Genomic DNA, 17,470 nt, shown 5'->3' with positions numbered 1-17,470 from the left:
TGGCGGCTAGAGCCCGTCTGAACCAAGGAGGATATGTCCATGAAAATCCGCTTTATCGTCCCCGCCATCGTTCTGGCCTTTGCCGGAACGGCCTATGCCGCTCCCGCGGTGGAAACGGTCAAGACCGCCAAGGGCAATGTGCTCGCAGGCGAAAAAGGCATGACGCTCTACACTTTCAAGAATGACAAGAAGGGCGTATCCAATTGTTACGACAAGTGCGCCGCGAACTGGCCGCCGTTTTTCGCGGCAGCCAGCGACAAGGCCGAGGGAGCTTACTCGCTCGTGAAGCGCAAGGATGGCAAGATGCAGTGGGCCAAGGACGGCATGCCGCTTTATTACTGGGTCAAGGACATGAAAAAGGGCGATGCCACCGGCGACGGCGTGAATGGTGTCTGGGATGCCGCAAAACCCTGACCGCATGACTGGAAAAGCGCGGGGGAGCCTCTCCCCCGCAGCCGGCACCTTCGAAGCGGAGATGCTGGCCCTCATTCCCATGCTACGCCGTTATTCCCGCAGCCTTTCCAGATCCGATGCCGATGGTGAGGACCTCCTGCAGGAATGCGTGGAAAAGGCGCTCGCCAACAAAAGACAATGGCGCGGAACCGGTTTGAAAACATGGGCTTACACGATAATGACGAATCTTTATCGCAACCGCCACCGCGCCGAGAAACGTCACCCGTCCGAGAGCCTCGACGGCCACGAGAGCATCGCAGGCACGGACGCGTTTTCCGACACTCTGGAGAACGATCGTCTGCACGGCGCGCTCGCCCTTCTTTCGCCAGAGATGCGGGCGGTGCTGATGCTGGTGACAGTGGAGGGCTACACCTATCAGGAGGCGGCCGAGACGCTGTCGATCCCGCTCGGCACCGTCATGTCCAGATTGTCGCGTGCCCGCGAAACCCTTCGCCAGCACCTGGCGGCGGATAACATCATACCCCTGCGGAGACCACGATGAACCGGCGAGAGGCCATTAGCCAGGACGATCTGCACGCCTATGTCGACGGGCTTCTGTCCGACGAAGATCGCGCTGCTGTTGAAGCCTGGCTCAGCGAAAGGCCGGAAGAACGCATCCGTGTTGAGGAATGGCAGAAGCAGGCCGACATTCTCCGCAACGCCTTCACCGCCTACGCCACGACCCATCCACGGGACGTATCGATGCTCAACCCGCCAGCTGCGAACAATGCCGCGCGGCTGAAGCCGGCGCTCGTCAAGATCGCAGCGGGGCTGATGATCTTCGTGGCGGGCGCTGCGGCAGGCAGGCTCCTGCCGGCGTCTTTTTCGACGCCACAGGACGTCACCCTCGCGGCCGCGACAACGGATATTCCCTCGCAGGCGAAAACCGCCTATCTCATCTATGCGAGCGAGGTGCGTCATCCGGTCGAGGTGGGCGCTGGAGAGCAGCAGCATCTCGCCGCATGGCTTGGCAAGCGGCTGGGTTATCCATTCGCCATCCCCGATCTGTCGAAGCTCGGCTATGACCTCGTCGGAGGACGCCTCATCCCCGTCAGCGGCAAGCCGGGGGCGATGCTGATGTATCAGGACAAGACCGGCCGGCGGGTGACGGTGCTGATCGGCCATAACGAGGAGAACCGCACCACGAGCTTCCGCATGGCGAGCGCGGACGGGATCGAGACCTTCTACTGGATCGACAATGAACTGGGTTACGCCGTATCGGCCGAACTGACGCGTAAGGAGGTGCAGGCCATTGCCGAGGAATGTTACCGGCAGTTTCCGACGTAAGGATGCTACTTCAGCATCGGCCAGAGGCTGACGACGAGCAGCACGGCCATGGTGATGTTGAACCATTTAAGCCGCACCGGCACCGACAGCCAGTCGCGAAGGGCAGAGCCGAAACCAGCCCAGGTCGAAACACTCGGCAGGTTGACTGCAGCAAAAGCGAGGCCAACGATCACGACCGTCAGGAAATATTGGGTCTCGCTGGTGTAGGTCGCCATGGCGGTAACGGCCATCACCCAGGCTTTGGGGTTGACCCACTGAAAGGCGGCAGCGGCAAGGAAACTCATCGGCTCGGACGCAGCAGAACCTTCGCCGAGACTGCGCGAGGTGCCAATCTTCCACGCGATCCAGACGAGATAGAGCCCACCCGCGAATTTCAGCCCCGTATAAAGCGCCGGCGCGGAATGCAGCAGGGCGCCAAGACCGAGGCCAACGCCGATCAGCAGCGACAGGAACCCCACCCCGATGCCAAGCATATGGGGAATGGTGCGGCGGAACCCGAAATTCACGCCTGATGCGAACAGCATCATATTGTTCGGCCCCGGGGTGATCGAGGTGGTGAAGGCAAACAGCACCAGCGCAATAAAAGTTTCAACGGTCATGGTTTCTCCTTGAAACGAAACCCTACCCACGCCACCAGCATCAGACCAGCCAGCCGGATCGATGACCGCGGTCAAATTTTTTGATGGATCGATCCTTCCCCTGCCGGGTTTGAGAAGTCGCGACAATAAATTATCGTCCAATCATCAAGCGCTGGAGCACACCCATGTATGACGACATTCCCTCCGTCACCCTGCCCTCTGGCAAGCAGGTTCCGGCTCTTGGCCTTGGCACCTGGAACATGGGGGAAACAAGATCATCCGAGCGGCAGGAGATAGAAAGCATCCGCAAGGCGATCGACCTCGGCATGACACTCGTCGACACCGCCGAAATGTACGCTGACGGCAGGTCGGAAGAGGTTGTCGGCGCGGCAATCGCCGGCCGTCGCGACGAGGTGTTTCTCGTCACCAAGGTCTACCCCTGGAACGCCAGCGCAAGGGGCGTTGTCGACGCATGCGAACGCAGCCTCGCAAGGCTCGGCACCGACCGCATCGATCTCTACCTGCTGCACTGGCGCGGCGAGCATCCGCTGGCGGAAACCGTATCTGCCTTCGAGCGGCTCAAACGGGATGGCAAGATCGGCGACTGGGGCGTTTCCAATTTCGATAGCGAAGACATGCAGGAGCTTTTTGCGGTTCCAGAGGGGCGCAACTGCGCCGCCAATCAGGTGCTCTACAATCTCTCCCGGCGCGGTCCCGAGTTCTCACTGCTGCCTTGGTGCCAGGAGCATGGCGTACCGCTGATGGCCTATTCCCCCATCGAGCAGGGCCGGATCCTGAAGAACCACGAACTGATCCGCATCGCCAAGGCGTATCAGGCAACTCCTGCCCAGCTGGCTCTGGCCTTTCTTCTCGAAAGAGACGGGGTCATCGCCATTCCGAAATCCGCCAGCGTCTCCCGCGTCGAGGAAAACCGGGGTGCGACGGACCTGGAGATCACCGATGAAGACTGGGCAGCTCTCGACGCAGCCTTCCCGCCGCCGACACGCAAGACAGCGCTGGAAATGCTGTGATAGCAACAACTTGAAGCGTGATCCGGAATCGGTTTCCGAAGGAGCTGAATCAGTTTCACAAGAGCCGCTGACGGCAAAGCGGCTCACTCCTCGTAGATCATCTTCCTGGTCATGCCACCGTCAAGGACGAGGACCTGCCCCGTCATGAAGCCCGCATCGGCAAGATAAAGCACCGCATCTGCGATGTCCTTCCCTCTCCCCACTCTGCCCACCGGATGCTGTTGGTGATCCTTGGCACGCAACTTTTTATCGTCGGCGATCCATCCCGGCGCGATTGCATTGACGCGGATGCTCGGCCCAAGGCTGATTGCGAGGGCATGTGTCATCCCCGTCAGGCCTCCCTTCGATGCCGCATAGGCCTCGGTCTGCGGCTCCGACATGAAAGCGCGTGTCGAGACCATGTTGACGATGCTCGCACCCTCCCGCATCAGCGGCACCGCGCGTCGGGTCATTAGAAAGGCGCTCGTCAGGTGACTGTCGGTGATCTTTCGCCAGTCAGCCAAGGCCATCTCGTGAATGGGTCCGTTATCAGGGTTGGCGATGCCGGCATTGTTGACGAGCAAATCGAGCTTATCCCATTCGAGCGCTTTGAATGCCTGGTCGACCGCCTGCTCATCCGCAACGTCACACTCGAGGGACCGATACGGGGCTTCATCCTTTTTTAGATCGAAGGAAGCGACGTCCCAACCTTTGCTGAAAAGGGTTTCGCATATGGCCGAGCCAATCAGTCCTGCTCCGCCTGTGACGATTGCACGCTTTTTCGTCATCCGCTTCTCCTCGCATCAAGGGTAATAAAAAACCGCCCCGGCAAATGCACGAGGCGGTCCTTTGTTTCATCGAACGCCGAGGCTTTACATGCCCTGTGGGCCGCGGTTCATCGCGGCAATGCCGGTGCGGCAGATTTCGATCAGCCCGAGCGGCTTGATGATGGCCACGAACTGGTCGATCTTCGACGACTTGCCGGTGATTTCGAAGATGAAGTGCTCCACCGTCGCATCCACGACCTTGGCCTGAAACGCATCGGCAAGCCGCAACGCCTCGGCGCGCACTTCACCGGTGCCGGCAACCTTGATCAGCGCCACTTCCCGCTCGATTGGCCGCTCCTGCCCGAGTTCGCGGGCGCGAACCGTCAGGTCGAGAACCCGGTGCACCGGCACGATCCGTTCCAGCTGCGCCTTGATCTGCTCCAGCACGATAGGCGTGCCGCGCGTCACGATGGTGATGCGCGACAGATGCGCCTCATGTTCCGTTTCCGAAACCGTCAGGCTTTCGATGTTGTAGCCACGGCCGGAAAACAGGCCGATGACCCGGGCGAGAACGCCCGGCTCGTTGCTGACGAGAACCGACAGCGTGTGGTTTTCGACGGCAGCCGTTTCCTTCTGAATGAAGTAGGCGGAGCCGGTGGGTTGTAGGTGTGCGTTCATGTCCTTTTCCTCTCCCGGCTCAGACTAGCTGACGGCCCTTGGCGTCAATGGCGTTGGCGACCGCTTCATCCGTCGCCTCATCCGGCAACAGCATCTCGTTATGGGCTTTACCAGACGGGATCATCGGGAAGCAATTGGCAAGGTTGGCAACACGGCAATCGAAGATAACCGGCTTCTTGACCGCGATCATCTCGGCAATCTTGTCGTCCAGCTCTTTCGGGTCGTCGCAATACATGCCAACCGCGCCATAGGCTTCCGCCAGCTTGACGAAATCGGGCATGGCTTCGGTATAGGAGTTGGACAGGCGGTTGCCGTGCAGCAGCTGCTGCCACTGCCGCACCATGCCCATATACTGGTTATTGAGAATGAAGATCTTCACCGGCAAGCCGTATTGGATAGCGCAGGACATTTCCTGAATGCACATCTGAATAGAGGCGTCACCGGCAATGTCGATAACCAGCGCATCGGGATGCGCAACCTGAACGCCGATGGCGGCCGGCAGGCCATAGCCCATCGTGCCGAGACCGCCCGAGGTCATCCAGTGGTTCGGCTCCTCGAAACCAAAGAACTGCGCCGCCCACATCTGATGCTGGCCAACTTCCGTGGTAATGTAGGTGTCGCGTCCCTTCGATGCCTCATAAAGCCGCTGCAGCGCATATTGCGGCATGATGACATCGTTTGAGTTCTTGTAGGCGAAGGAGTTGCGGGCGCGCCAGCGTTCGATCTGCGACCACCAATCCGCCGTCTGCGCCTTCTCCGGCTTCTTCGGCAGGGCGCGCCACAAGCGAACCATATCTTCCAGAACGTGGCTGACATCACCGATGATCGGAACGTCGACGCGAACCGTCTTGTTGATCGAGGACGGATCGATATCGATGTGGATCTTTTTCGAATTCGGCGAGAAGGCGTTGATGCGGCCGGTAATCCGGTCGTCGAAACGCGCGCCGACGCAGACGAGAACGTCACAATCATGCATCGTCATATTGGCTTCGTAGGAACCGTGCATGCCAAGCATGCCGAGCCAGTTCTTGCCGGAAGCCGGATAGGCGCCGAGACCCATCAACGTCGAAGTGATCGGAAAGCCGGTCAGCTCGACCAGTTCGCGCAGCAGGCGGGTGGCTTCCGGGCCGGAATTGATGACGCCGCCGCCGGTATAGAAAACCGGCTTCTTTGCCTTGGACATCAATTCGATGGCGGCATGGATGGCATTGAGGTCACCCTGAACCTTTGGCTTGTAGCTCTTCTGCTGAATGGCGGCGGAAGGCGGCGTATAGGTGCCGGTGGCGAACTGGATGTCCTTCGGAATATCGACAACAACAGGACCCGGACGGCCGGTCTGCGCAATGCGGAAAGCCTCATGGATGATGCCAGCCAGCTCGTTGACGTCCTTGACCAGCCAGTTGTGCTTCGTGCAGGGGCGTGTGATGCCGACGGTATCGCATTCCTGAAATGCATCCGAGCCGATCAGCGTGGTGGGAACCTGGCCGGACAGGCAGACGAGCGGAATGGAATCCATCAGCGCATCCTGCAGCGGGGTGACCGCATTGGTCGCGCCGGGACCGGAGGTAACGAGCATGACGCCAACCTTGCCGGTGGAGCGGGCATAACCTTCGGCCGCGTGGCCGGCGCCCTGCTCGTGGCGCACGAGAATATGCTGGATGTCTTCCTGCTGGAAAATCTCGTCATAGATCGGAAGAACGGCACCGCCGGGATAACCGAAGATGTGCTCGACGCCGTTATCCTTCAGCGCCTGCAGAACGATCTCCGCACCTGTCATGCGATTGCTGTTTTCCGTATTGTCCTTATCCGTCATTGCCTGTTTCCATCCCGCTTTGGCTTTGGATATCGAGGAGCCCGAGGGCCTGTTTGAAGACATAAAAAAAGGCCCCTAGAGGAGCCTCGTTCAGCGCATGGGTGCTTTCGCCGGATGGTTACACCATCCTGCCCATGCGCCGTCCCACCACGATAAGTACGTTAAGATTTTTCATGGGCCGGAGTGTTAGCCACAAAAGCCCCAGCCGTCAACGCATTTTGCGGGAAAAAATCGCCGTCGCCTTCTTTTATTACTTTAAATCGTATCCCCACGAAATTTTCGAATACGGCAAGTACACATGTTGTTAAGCATAATCTTCTATATCAGGGAGGGCGACTGTTGCCCGAACCACCGCGATCATCCGCATGTCACGGGAAAAGATGTGACGAACGACACGTTTCATAGCGCGTCCCCCATGGGCGAAAACGAACGGCGATCCGGCGAGCAGCCGGCGAACCGCATGCTCGGCCGCGTTATCGCCTGCGACGGGTCGCGCGCGACGATCGCCGCGGAAACGGAAGCGGGTACCACGGATGTCTCGCAACTCTGGTCCGTCGGGAGATTGATCTCCATTGAAATGGGTACGAGCCGCGTCGCAGCCCTCGTCTTCGCCATGCGCACGAGCGAAGAATTTTGGGCGGCGGACAGACCGAACAGGCTTCTGATCGACGTCGAAATGGTCGGCGAGGTCTACCGCACGGAGGATGGCAGCGAGCGCTTCTCCACGGGCATTTCCCGCTACCCCTATCTCGGCGCGGTGGCGCACCGCATCCGCACCACGGATCTTGCCAAGATTTTCGACAGCAGCCGCCGTGATGCCTGCGTGATCGGCAAACTGACCCAGGACGACAGCATCAATGCCGCCATCAACATTCCGCAGATGCTGTCAAAACATTTCGCCGTCGTCGGATCGACAGGTGTAGGCAAGACGACAGCGGTATCTCTGCTTCTGAACAAGGCAATCGAAACAGACCCGAAACTGCGCGTGCTCATTCTCGATCCGCATAATGAATTTGCCGCTGGCTTCCCGGACCATTCCGTCGTCATCGACACCGACACGCTGGACCTGCCCTTCTGGCTGATGCGCCTCGAGGAATTTGCGGAGGTTATATTCCGCGGCCGCAGGCCAGTGCCGGAGGAAATGGATTTTCTCCGTGACCTCATTCCGGAAGCCAAGAAGGCGTTTCGCGGCAGCGATGGGTCCGCTGTCCGACGCACTTCCGATAAAAGTGCTATTACACCCGATACGCCGGTGCCCTATCGCATCGCCGATCTTCTCGCCCTCATCGATGAGCGCATCGGCCGGCTGGAAGGACGCGGCGAAAAACCGGCGCTGCGATCGCTGAAAGGCCGCATCCTCTCGGCCATCAATGACCCGCGCTATAACTTCATGTTCTCCAGCAACACGATCAGCGACACCATTCTGGAGACAGTCGCACATATTTTCCGCATCCCCGGCGATGGCAAGCCGATTTCCGTTTTCCAGCTGTCCGGCATTCCCTCCGAAGTCGTGAACTCGGTGGTCTCGGTCCTGTGCCGCATGTCGTTTGAACTGGCGGTCCTCGCGCGAGGATCGCTGCATATGCTTGTCGTGTGCGAAGAGGCGCATCGTTATGTGCCGGCAGACCCGGAGCGCGGCTTCTTCCCGACCCGGCAATCCATTGCCCAGATCGCCAAGGAAGGCCGCAAATACGGTATTTCGCTCGGCGTCATCAGCCAGCGGCCAAGCGAGCTTGATCAGACAATCCTGTCGCAATGCTCGACCGTCTTTGCCATGCGGCTGTCGAATGAGATCGACCAGAAGATCATTCTGTCGGCCGTACCGAACGCCTCGACCTCGACCACAAGCTTTTTATCGTCCATCGGCAACGGCGAAGCCATCGCTTTCGGCGAGGCCGTCAGCGTGCCGATGCGAATGCGTTTCGACCGCGTGCCGACAGCCAAGTTGCCGAAGGCGAGCGGCGCGGTCAGCCATGCGCCCAACGAGACGCCCGACACGGTGGACCTGAACAGCATCGTCACCCGCATGCGCGCCACGACAAAGCCGCTCATCAGCGGTTTCCAGCAGAGCTTCGAAGCCTCCTTCCCCGATTTTCCGGAACCGACGCCCGCGCCACAGCAGCCGCCAGATGTGAGCCGCTGGAAACAGGAATTGGGCGCGACCGCCGGCGCTCACGAGCCCTACCGGCCGGACATGCTGCCCGGCCGTACAGTCGCGCCGCCGACAGGCCCGTCCACGACCGATCTAGCTTCAACCGCCGTCAACGAACTTCGCAAGGCGAGCCTCCAGATGCAGGCGCAGAATGGCCCGCCACCAACCGAGAGCCGCCCTTCGCTGCGCGACAGCCTGTTGAAAAAACCACTCGGCAGTCTCTACCGAAAGGACTGAGCCGCCCTACGGTTGGATACGCGTCCAGTCGTCTCCCATCTGGTTGCGAACCCATGTCATCTGCCGTTTGGCATATTGGCGGGTCGCCGCTGCCGATCTTTCGATCACCTCCGCCTCACCCACGCGCCCGGCCAGCATATCGGCGATCTGGGCAACCCCGATCGCCTTCATCGCCGTTGCGTCGGGCGCTAGGTCAAGCGCGAGAAGCGCTTCCACTTCCTCCACCGCACCGCGTTGCATCATGGTCTCGAAGCGGCGATTGATGCGATCGTGCAGCACCGACCTTTCCGGCAGAACGACGATTTTTTGAGCGCGCTCCGGATCGACAATCAACGGTCCCTTCGCCTGCTGAAAATCCCGGATCGATTTCCCCGTGGCCTCGAGCACCTCCAGCGCCCGGACGATGCGCTGCCCGTCCCCCGGCTGGAGCGTCTGCGCCATGGGCGGATCGCGGCTCACCAATTCGGCGTGAAGTTTTGCCGCCCCCTCCTCGATCAACCGGGCGCGCAGCCCTTCACGAATGTCATCGGGAACGGCGGGCATGTCGGAGAGGCCACCCGTCAGCGCCTTGAAATAAAGCCCCGTGCCGCCGACGATGACCGGAAAGCGCCCCTGCCCGCGCAAATCGGCAAGGAGGCCTATAATGTCCCGCAGCCACTCGCCTGTCGAATAGAGGCTGCTGGCCGGAACATGGCCGTAAAGCAGATGAGGCACGCCTTCCATTTCCTCTTCGAATGGCCGGGCGGTCAGCACCCGCAGCGTGTCATAGACCTGCATGCTGTCGGCATTGATGACGACGCCATCCCGCTCCCGCGCTAAGCGAAGCGCAAGCGCGGACTTGCCGCTTGCCGTCGGTCCGGTTATCAGGATCGCATCAAAATTCTCATCAAGGTTTTTCATCATGGCTCTCGTTGCCACGCTTATCGCCAATCCGTCAAATCCCGTTCTGACACCGGCCCTCGGCGAAGCGGCCGCAAAGGCGGTGAGCGCATCCGGGCTCTATTGGCTGGCCGATGGCATCGCCTGCGATATCGCCCTGCCCTCCGGCACCGCGGCTGAGCAGGCGCGAGGCGCGATTGCCGCCGCGCTCGCCGGAAAGCCGATCGATATCGTTATCCAGGAACAGGATCAACGGCGCAAGAAACTGCTGATCGCCGATATGGATTCGACCATGATCCAACAGGAATGTATCGACGAACTGGCGGCCGAAGTCGGGTTGAAGGACGAGGTGTCCGCCATTACCGCCCGCGCCATGAACGGCGAGATCGCGTTCGAGCCGGCGCTGCGCGAGCGCGTCGCCCTGCTAAAGGGCCTGCCTGTCTCCGTCATTGACGACGTCATCGAAAAACGCATCACGCTGACACCTGGTGGCAGGGAACTCATCGCCACCATGAAGGCGAAGGGCTACTACACGGCCCTCGTGTCAGGCGGCTTCACTGTCTTCACGAGCCGGGTTGCCACAACGCTCGGTTTTGACGAAAACCGTGCCAATCTGCTGGGTGAAGCCAATGGCGAACTTGACGGTACCGTTGCCGAACCCATCCTCGGCAAACAGGCCAAGGTGGATGCGCTGACCGACATTGCCGAAAAGCTCGGCATCTCGCCTGATGAGGCAATGGCAGTCGGCGACGGCGCCAACGATCTCGGCATGCTGCACGTTGCCGGTGCCGGCGTTGCCCTGCACGCGAAGCCCGCCGTCGCCGCCGAGGCGCAGATGCGCATCGACCACGGCGATCTGACCGCGCTTCTATACATTCAGGGCTATCGCAAGACGGATTTCGTCGTTCCATGATCATTCGCGAGACAGAGAGACTCATTCTGCGCGAGTGGAAGGAAAGCGACCGCGACCTGTTCCGCGAAATCAACGCGGATGAAAAGGTCATGGAATTTTTCCCCTTCCGCCGCAGCCACGCGGAAGCGGATGCGGTGCTCGAAACCATCAACGGCATGATTCGCGGCAGCGGTTACGGCTTCTACGCCATGGAACTGCGCGAGACCGGCGAAGTCATGGGGTTCTGCGGCATATCCCCCGTCATGAACCTCGATCCGCCCTTCCCGATCGGCACGATGGAAATCGGCTGGCGGCTCGCTACTCGCTTCTGGGGGCATGGTTATGTGACCGAAGCCGCCCAATCGCTGCTCGTCATGGCCTTCGATGAAAAGGAGACGCCCGAAATCGTCTCCTTCGCCGTCCACGACAACCACCGTTCGACGGCAGTGATGGAGCGCATCGGCCTGAAGCGCGACCCGTCGCGCGATTTCGACCATCCGCGCGTACCGGAAGATACCCACCCGCATCTGCGGCCGCACGTGACCTATGCGCTAACGCTGGAGGAATGGCGGGCGCGGTAACGACACCGACCCGCCAGTTCCGAAGGTCATTTCACCGCGGCATTACCGCCATCGGCAAACAGCGCCGCGCCTGCGACGAAGCTTGCCATGGGGCTTGCGAGAAAGAGCGCGGCCTGCGCAATTTCCTCGGGCTCGGCAATACGCTTCATGGCATGGAGCCCAGCAGCCCAGTCCTTTTGCGCCTGATCCCCGGCCATGGGCGTGTCCACACCGCCGGGCAGCAGCGCATTGGCCCGAATGCCATTGGTGGCATAGTCGGCGGTAATGCCCTTCACCAGCCCCATCAATCCCGCCTTCGCAGCACCATAGGCCGACATGCCCGGTATACCGACGCTGGTGCCGACGAAGCTCGAGGTGAAGACAATAGATCCGCCGCCCCGCTGCAACATCGCAGGGATCTGATAGCGCGCACCCAGAAAGGCGGATGTCAGGTTGACGTTGAGGACATAGGCCCATTCCTCAGGCGAAATCTCCGCCATCGGCTTCGGGGCACCCACGGCGCCGGCATTGTTGACGGCGATATCGAGCCCGCCGAACACGCTGGCGGCCGCATCCACCAGCCGCGCATGTGTTTCCGCAACACCGGCGTCACCGGCAACGGCGTGCACACGGCCACCGGCTCCACTGATTTTGTCAGCGACCTCATCCAGCGCCTTCTCGCCGCGCGCATTGATGACGACGGCAGCGCCCTGGGCGGCAAACAACGTCGCTGTCGCGCGACCTATTCCTGACGACGCACCGATGATGATCGCGACTTTATTGTCGAGTAGTTTCATGTCCTTGACCTCCGTTCAATGGAGGCCAAGGGATAGGGAGATGACGAGGCCGCAGCCACCCGATTCCTGATGGACCGGGCTGAAATCGCCTATTCCAGCGGCAGCGCTACAACGCGCAGATTGCCCTGGGCATCCGCCACCATCATATGGGCGTTCTTGCGGCCTTCCGATTTCAGCCCGTTGACACGCACCAGCACATCGCCTGGAACTTCCATGAAATCCTGACCAACTTCGACGATAACGTCGCCGGCCTTCATGCCCTTCTGTTCGGCGGCGGAACCGGGCTCGACGCTGGCGACCAGCACCCCTTCCACGCTTTCGGCAATGCCCTTTTCGCTGCGCAACTCATTGCTGAGCACCACGAGATTCATGCCAAGGACGGTCTGCGGTGCCTCGCGCACTTCGGGCGTCTGGTCCTGCGCCTGATCGTCTGCGCCATCGTCGTCTTCAGGGGCAAGCGTGCCACCATCGCCGTCTTCGCTCTGCTGGTCTTCGGCCGACGCCTTCTCATCGGTCGTATCCTGCAACTGGCCGAGCTTGACCTTGACGGTCTCTTCCTTGCCGTCGCGATAGACGACAACGTCGACTTCCTTGCCCACAGGGCTTTCCGCCACGATGCGCAACAGGTCGCGCATTTCATTGATGTCCTTGCCGTCGAATTTCAGGACGACATCGCCGGCTTGGATTGGGCCGTTCTCTACCGGACCACCCTTCGCAACGCCGGAAATGAGCGCGCCCTTGGCGCTATCCATACCGAGGCTCGCGGCCACGTCATCTGTGACGGGCTGGACACGAACGCCGAGCCAGCCGCGGCGTGTCTCGCCGAATTCAATGAGCTGCTGGACGATATTCTGCGCAAGCTCCGTCGGCACGGCAAAACCGATACCGATCGAACCGCCGCTCGGCGAAATGATCGCCGTATTGATGCCGATCACCTCGCCCTTCATGTTGAAGAGCGGGCCACCGGAGTTACCCTTGTTGATGGCCGCATCCGTCTGGATGAAATTATCATAGGGGCCGGCATTGATATTGCGGCCACGCGCGGAAATCACACCCACCGTCAGCGACCCTCCGAGACCGAAGGGATTGCCAACGGCCATCACCCAATCGCCTATGCGCATGCTGCGCGAATCACCGAACTTGACGGCCTTCAACGGCGCCTTCGGCTCCACCTTCAGGACGGAAAGATCAGTCTTGGTATCGGTGCCGACCAGTGTCGCCTTGAGCTTGGAGCCATTCGGGAAAATCACCTCGATGGCGTCAGCGCCTTCGATCACGTGGTTATTGGTGACAACATAGCCGGCAGGGTCGATCACGAAACCGGAGCCAAGCGAATTGACCTTTTCGCCGCCTTCCGGCTTCTGGCTGTCGAAATAGTCCTTGAAGAACTCCTGGAAGGGCGAACCTTCAGGCAGTTTCGGCGGAACCGGGCCCTTGCCCTCCGTCTTGACGTTCTGCGAGGTTGAAATATTCACCACCGCATCGAGCAGCGGCGCGGCCAGATCAGCGACCGATTCCGGCCCATGGCTCTGCGCTCTTGCCGCAACCGGCGCCGCTAGGCTGCCCGCCATGAGCGCCATGCCCGCGACTGCGGCAATGCTGCTGCGAAAGGGCGAAAGAAGGGTCACGGCCATAAGCGTCCTCGCGTTTCAAATCGTCATGCCCTGCATATATCGTCAAAGCATAAGGCGGAATGATGAAGTGTAAAAATACCTTTTCGTGAACAGGCGTGGACGCCATGCCCCTGACCACAGCTTTGGCACGAAAGCTGACCAAAAAGAAAGGGCCGGTAAAAACCGGCCCCTCCAAAATCAATCGATCCGTTATCAGTTCGCCGGCGCTGGCGCTGGCGCTGCGGGAGCGGCAGGGGCTGCCGGAGCGGCGGGGGCCGCACCGTCGATGTTGTTGAAGTAACGGAAGAAGGTCGAATCCGGCGACAGGACGAGTGTCGTGCCGTTGCCGTTCAGCGCGTTGGCATAGGCCGACATCGAGCGGTAGAACTCGAAGAAGTTAGGATCGCGCTGGAAGGCCTCGCCGAACACCTTGTTACGCTCGGCATCGCCCTCACCGCGCAGCACTTCGGACTGGCGACGGGCGTCGGATTCCAGTTCCACGACCTGACGGTCGGCGATGGCGCGGCGACGCTGCGCTTCTTCGTTACCGCGGGCGCGGATCAGTTCGGCCTCGGCCAAACGTTCCGACTTCATGCGCTCGAATGTCTGCTGCGAGACCTCCTGCGTCAGGTCGGTACGGCGGATGCGGACATCCACAATGCTGATGCCGAGCGATTCCGCATCGGGGCGCAGATCGTCGCGGACTTCCTGCATCATCGACGCGCGTGCATCCGACAGCGCCGATTCAAAGCCGCGCAAACCGTAGACCCGGCGCAGCGAGGCGTCGAGACGGGTACGCAGGCGCGATTCCGCAGACATCTGGTCGCCCGACACCGTCTGGCGGAAGCGGCGCGCATCCGTAATGCGATAGACCACGAAGGCATCGACCTCGTAGAACTTACCGCCGGAGACCTGAACGCGGATATTGTCATGATCGAAACGCAACGCGCGGTTTTCGACATATTGGACGCGATCCGCATCCATGAAGGCGAAAGGTAGCTTGAAGTACAGGCCCGGCGACGTTTTCACGTCCTGGATCTGACCGAAGCGGACCACGATGGCCTGCTGGCGCTCATTGACGACGAAGATCGAGGAATAACCCAGGAAAAGCAGGATGGCGAGACCGACGAGAACGGCCGTAAGACGGTTGCTCATATCAGTTGCCTCCCTGCTGTGCTGCGCCCGGATTGTTGCGCATGATCTCGTTCAGAGGCAGATAAGGCACTACGCCCTGTTTCTCATCGATGATGATCTTGTTCGAGCCCTTGAGGACCTGTTCCATCGTTTCCAGGAACATGCGCTGACGGGTCACATCAGGCGCCGTGCGATATTGGTCATAGATCGAAACAAAACGCTGCGCTTCACCCTGTGCCTCGTTAACGACGCGCGACTTATAGGCGTTCGCTTCTTCGAGAATCTGCGCGGCCTGACCGCGCGCGGCACCGAGCTTCTGGTTGGCGTACTGGTTGGCTTCCTGAACGAAACGATCTTCGTCCTGTTCGGCACGCTGCACTTCATCGAAGGCGTCGGCCACTTCACGCGGCGGAGCTGCATCTTCAATAGCCACGGCATTGATGGAAATGCCGGCGCCATAACCGTCCATGGTGGACTGGATGATGCCGCGCACATCGGCCGCAATCGCCTGACGGTTATCGCGGAAGATATCCTGTGCCGGACGACGACCGACGACCTCGCGCATGGCGCTTTCGGAAACCTGCTGCAGGGTTTCAGCCGGCGTGTCGACGTTGAAGAGATAGGATTTCGGATCGGAGACCGTGTAGAGCACCGAGAACTGGACGTTGACGATGTTCTGGTCGCCGGTCAGCATCACGCCGCTGGATGACGACGAGGACGCACGCGAGCCGATATTCTGCTGCTGCTCCGTGACCTTGACGATTTCCACCGTCTCGATCGGCCAGAGATGGAAATGCAGGCCCGGCATCGAGATTTCGTCCTTTGGACGGCCGAAACGCAGCTCGACGCCCCGCTCGTCCGGCTGGACGGTGTAGATGGACTGAATGCCGATAAAAACCAGAACGACAAGAACGACGATGGCGACAACGCCGCCATTGAAACCGCCGGGCAGCACGTTCTTGAAACGGTCCTGGCTGCGCCGGATGATCTCTTCCAGATCGGGCGGGCCGCCATTGCCGCCGCCGCCACCGCCGCGCGGCCGGTTAGGCCCCTGCCCCCACGGGCCGCCGCCGCCGCCCTGGTTGTTTCCTCCACCGCCGCCGCCCCAAGGGCCGCCGCCGCCATTCTGATTGCTCCAGGGCATCAATACCTCTTTATAAAAGCCTCTCCCGGTTCCGTTCGAAAGCGATTGCTCGCGTGCGGCGGGAATATCGACCCGTTATAGGAAGGAGAAACGTTTGTTTCAACGCAGAGGTGGTAACTAAATACCCAATCAGGCTAAATAGTTCACTTTGCCGCGGCCCTTCGCACATAAGTGGTAAACAGAACCGGATAACTGTCCTTTTCCCCTGCAGGAGCGGGGATTTCGTCAGTTTTCTCGAAAACGGCGGGGTCGATTTCCGGAAAAAAAGTGTCGCCGTCGAGTTTTACCGCCACGTGGGTGACGGAAAGTTGATCGGCAAAGGGCATGGCCTGACGGTAAATCTCGCCGCCACCGGCAACGAAAACTTCATCGACGCCTCGCTCAACGGCTCTGGCTTTTGCCAAATCGAGGGCTTCTTCCAGCGAGCCGACCACGTCGACGCCTTCCGGCCGGTAATCCGCATTGCGGCTGACGATGATATGCGGCCGGCCCGGCAATGGACGTTCGCCGACAGACAGAAACGTCTTGCGGCCCATGATGAGCGGCTTGCCCATCGTCATCGCCTTGAAGCGCTTGAGATCGGTCGACAACTTCCACGGCATGTCGAGATCGCGGCCGATGACGCCGTTCTCGGAGACTGCGACAATGATGGTGACGCGCGGCTCGCTCATACTGCGATCGGTGCCTTAATGCTTGAATCGGCCTCGTAGTTCTCCAGGGTAAAGTCTTCGAACTTAAAGGCGAAAAGGTCCTTCACGTCGGGGTTCAGCCGCATCGTCGGCAAGGCTTTCGGCGTGCGCGTCATCTGCAGCCGCGCCTGTTCGAAATGGTTGGCATAGATGTGCGCGTCACCGAGCGTGTGAACGAAATCGCCAGGTTTCAGGCCAACCACCTGCGCCACCATCAGCGTCAAAAGCGCATAGGAGGCGATGTTGAACGGCACGCCGAGGAAGATATCGGCAGAGCGCTGGTAAAGCTGGCAGGAGAGCTTTCCATCCGCAACATAGAACTGGAACAGGCAGTGGCAGGGCGGCAGCGCCATCTCGTCCACCAGCGCCGGGTTCCAGGCCGAAACAATGTGGCGGCGGGAATTGGGATTGGTTTTCAAAGCCTCGATCAGAAGCGCGATCTGGTCGATATGGCGTCCGTCCGGTGCGGGCCAGGAGCGCCATTGCGCGCCATAGACCGGACCGAGATCACCGTTTTCGTCGGCCCACTCATCCCAGATGGAAACGCCGTTTTCCTTGAGATAGGCGATGTTTGTATCGCCCTTCAAGAACCACAGCAGCTCATGGATGATGGAGCGCAGATGCAGCTTCTTGGTGGTGAGAACCGGAAAACCTTCCGAAAGATCGAAACGCATCTGATAACCGAAGACAGAGCGTGTGCCTGTGCCGGTGCGGTCTCCACGGTCGGAGCCGGTTTCCATGACATGCCGGAGAAGATCGAGATATTGTTTCATACGTTCTGCCGCCG

Annotated in this window: 18 protein-coding genes; 7 read left to right on the top strand and 11 right to left on the bottom strand. The window is 60.3% G+C overall.

Annotated elements, in window-relative coordinates:
• Positions 1–33 precede the first annotated feature (33 nt).
• From FS804_RS15325 to FS804_RS15315, 3 genes are read left to right on the top strand one after another with little or no spacing between them, the layout of a single operon-like run.
• Complete coding sequence (locus FS804_RS15325) at positions 34–414, top strand: hypothetical protein (protein WP_063949269.1); 381 nt, start codon at positions 34–36, stop codon at positions 412–414.
• Positions 398–955: an RNA polymerase sigma factor gene (locus tag FS804_RS15320; RefSeq protein WP_186376816.1), complete on the top strand. Its 558-nt coding sequence runs from the start codon at positions 398–400 to the stop codon at positions 953–955. Before FS804_RS15325 ends, FS804_RS15320 begins: the two co-directional genes overlap by 17 nt.
• Positions 952–1,740 (top strand): anti-sigma factor, encoded by a 789-nt coding sequence (locus FS804_RS15315; protein ID WP_144577433.1) that lies wholly within the window; start codon positions 952–954, stop codon positions 1,738–1,740. Before FS804_RS15320 ends, FS804_RS15315 begins: the two co-directional genes overlap by 4 nt.
• Positions 1,741–1,745: 5 nt before the next feature.
• On the opposite strand, the gene FS804_RS15310 is transcribed toward FS804_RS15315, so the two are convergent.
• Positions 1,746–2,339 (bottom strand): LysE family translocator, encoded by a 594-nt coding sequence (locus tag FS804_RS15310; RefSeq protein ID WP_144577431.1) that lies wholly within the window; start codon positions 2,337–2,339, stop codon positions 1,746–1,748.
• Between the two features lie 164 nt (positions 2,340–2,503).
• Between FS804_RS15310 and FS804_RS15305 the strand changes: the two genes are divergently transcribed.
• Complete coding sequence (locus FS804_RS15305; RefSeq protein ID WP_144577429.1) at positions 2,504–3,349, top strand: aldo/keto reductase; 846 nt, start codon at positions 2,504–2,506, stop codon at positions 3,347–3,349.
• Between the two features lie 83 nt (positions 3,350–3,432).
• Here FS804_RS15305 and FS804_RS15300 read toward each other — a convergent pair whose 3' ends face one another.
• The 3 genes from FS804_RS15300 to FS804_RS15290 all read right to left on the bottom strand — a co-directional run bounded on the left by FS804_RS15300 (position 3,433) and on the right by FS804_RS15290 (position 6,586).
• The gene (locus tag FS804_RS15300) at positions 3,433–4,116 is read right to left on the bottom strand and encodes an SDR family NAD(P)-dependent oxidoreductase (RefSeq protein WP_144577427.1); all 684 of its coding nucleotides are present in this window, start codon (positions 4,114–4,116) and stop codon (positions 3,433–3,435) included.
• An 84-nt stretch (positions 4,117–4,200) separates the two neighbouring features.
• Positions 4,201–4,773 (bottom strand): acetolactate synthase small subunit, encoded by a 573-nt coding sequence (ilvN, locus tag FS804_RS15295; RefSeq protein ID WP_063949275.1) that lies wholly within the window; start codon positions 4,771–4,773, stop codon positions 4,201–4,203.
• 19 nt (positions 4,774–4,792) lie between these two features.
• Complete coding sequence (locus FS804_RS15290; protein ID WP_144577425.1) at positions 4,793–6,586, bottom strand: acetolactate synthase 3 large subunit; 1,794 nt, start codon at positions 6,584–6,586, stop codon at positions 4,793–4,795.
• A gap of 382 nt (positions 6,587–6,968) precedes the next feature.
• Between FS804_RS15290 and FS804_RS15285 the strand changes: the two genes are divergently transcribed.
• Positions 6,969–8,975, top strand: a complete 2,007-nt coding sequence (locus FS804_RS15285) for an ATP-binding protein (protein ID WP_144577423.1) — start codon at positions 6,969–6,971, stop codon at positions 8,973–8,975.
• A gap of 6 nt (positions 8,976–8,981) precedes the next feature.
• Here FS804_RS15285 and miaA read toward each other — a convergent pair whose 3' ends face one another.
• A complete protein-coding gene (gene miaA, locus FS804_RS15280; RefSeq protein ID WP_144577421.1) occupies positions 8,982–9,878 on the bottom strand; it encodes a tRNA (adenosine(37)-N6)-dimethylallyltransferase MiaA in 897 nt (298 codons plus the stop codon).
• Between miaA and serB the strand changes: the two genes are divergently transcribed.
• Positions 9,877–10,767 (top strand): phosphoserine phosphatase SerB, encoded by an 891-nt coding sequence (serB, locus tag FS804_RS15275; RefSeq protein ID WP_144577419.1) that lies wholly within the window; start codon positions 9,877–9,879, stop codon positions 10,765–10,767. The two genes, miaA and serB, sit on opposite strands and share 2 nt — an antisense overlap.
• Complete coding sequence (locus tag FS804_RS15270) at positions 10,764–11,327, top strand: GNAT family N-acetyltransferase (RefSeq protein ID WP_063949279.1); 564 nt, start codon at positions 10,764–10,766, stop codon at positions 11,325–11,327. The genes serB and FS804_RS15270 overlap by 4 nt, the downstream gene beginning before the upstream one ends.
• 26 nt (positions 11,328–11,353) lie before the next feature.
• Here the strand turns inward: FS804_RS15270 and FS804_RS15265 are convergent, their stop codons facing one another.
• The 6 genes from FS804_RS15265 to FS804_RS15240 form a co-directional block, all read right to left on the bottom strand.
• Positions 11,354–12,103, bottom strand: coding sequence for an SDR family oxidoreductase (locus FS804_RS15265; RefSeq protein ID WP_144577417.1), 750 nt, complete (start codon positions 12,101–12,103; stop codon positions 11,354–11,356).
• Positions 12,104–12,192: 89 nt separating this feature from the next.
• The gene (locus FS804_RS15260; protein WP_144577415.1) at positions 12,193–13,737 is read right to left on the bottom strand and encodes a Do family serine endopeptidase; all 1,545 of its coding nucleotides are present in this window, start codon (positions 13,735–13,737) and stop codon (positions 12,193–12,195) included.
• 192 nt (positions 13,738–13,929) lie between these two features.
• Positions 13,930–14,871, bottom strand: a complete 942-nt coding sequence (gene hflC / locus FS804_RS15255) for a protease modulator HflC (protein ID WP_144577413.1) — start codon at positions 14,869–14,871, stop codon at positions 13,930–13,932.
• Between the two features lies 1 nt (position 14,872).
• A complete protein-coding gene (hflK, locus tag FS804_RS15250; RefSeq protein ID WP_144577411.1) occupies positions 14,873–15,994 on the bottom strand; it encodes an FtsH protease activity modulator HflK in 1,122 nt (373 codons plus the stop codon).
• A 143-nt stretch (positions 15,995–16,137) separates the two neighbouring features.
• Positions 16,138–16,665 (bottom strand): dihydrofolate reductase, encoded by a 528-nt coding sequence (locus FS804_RS15245; RefSeq protein ID WP_063950533.1) that lies wholly within the window; start codon positions 16,663–16,665, stop codon positions 16,138–16,140.
• Entirely contained in the window at positions 16,662–17,456 is a 795-nt protein-coding gene (locus FS804_RS15240) for a thymidylate synthase (RefSeq protein ID WP_063950534.1), read from the bottom strand. The genes FS804_RS15245 and FS804_RS15240 overlap by 4 nt, the downstream gene beginning before the upstream one ends.
• Between the last annotated feature and the right edge of the window lie 14 nt (positions 17,457–17,470).

It is taken from the genome of Agrobacterium sp. DE0009, from assembly GCF_007680755.1.
Lineage (GTDB): Bacteria > Pseudomonadota > Alphaproteobacteria > Rhizobiales > Rhizobiaceae > Agrobacterium > Agrobacterium tumefaciens_B.
Note: the sequence above shows the minus strand (reverse complement) of the source record. Positions and strands in the feature narration are given on the sequence as shown.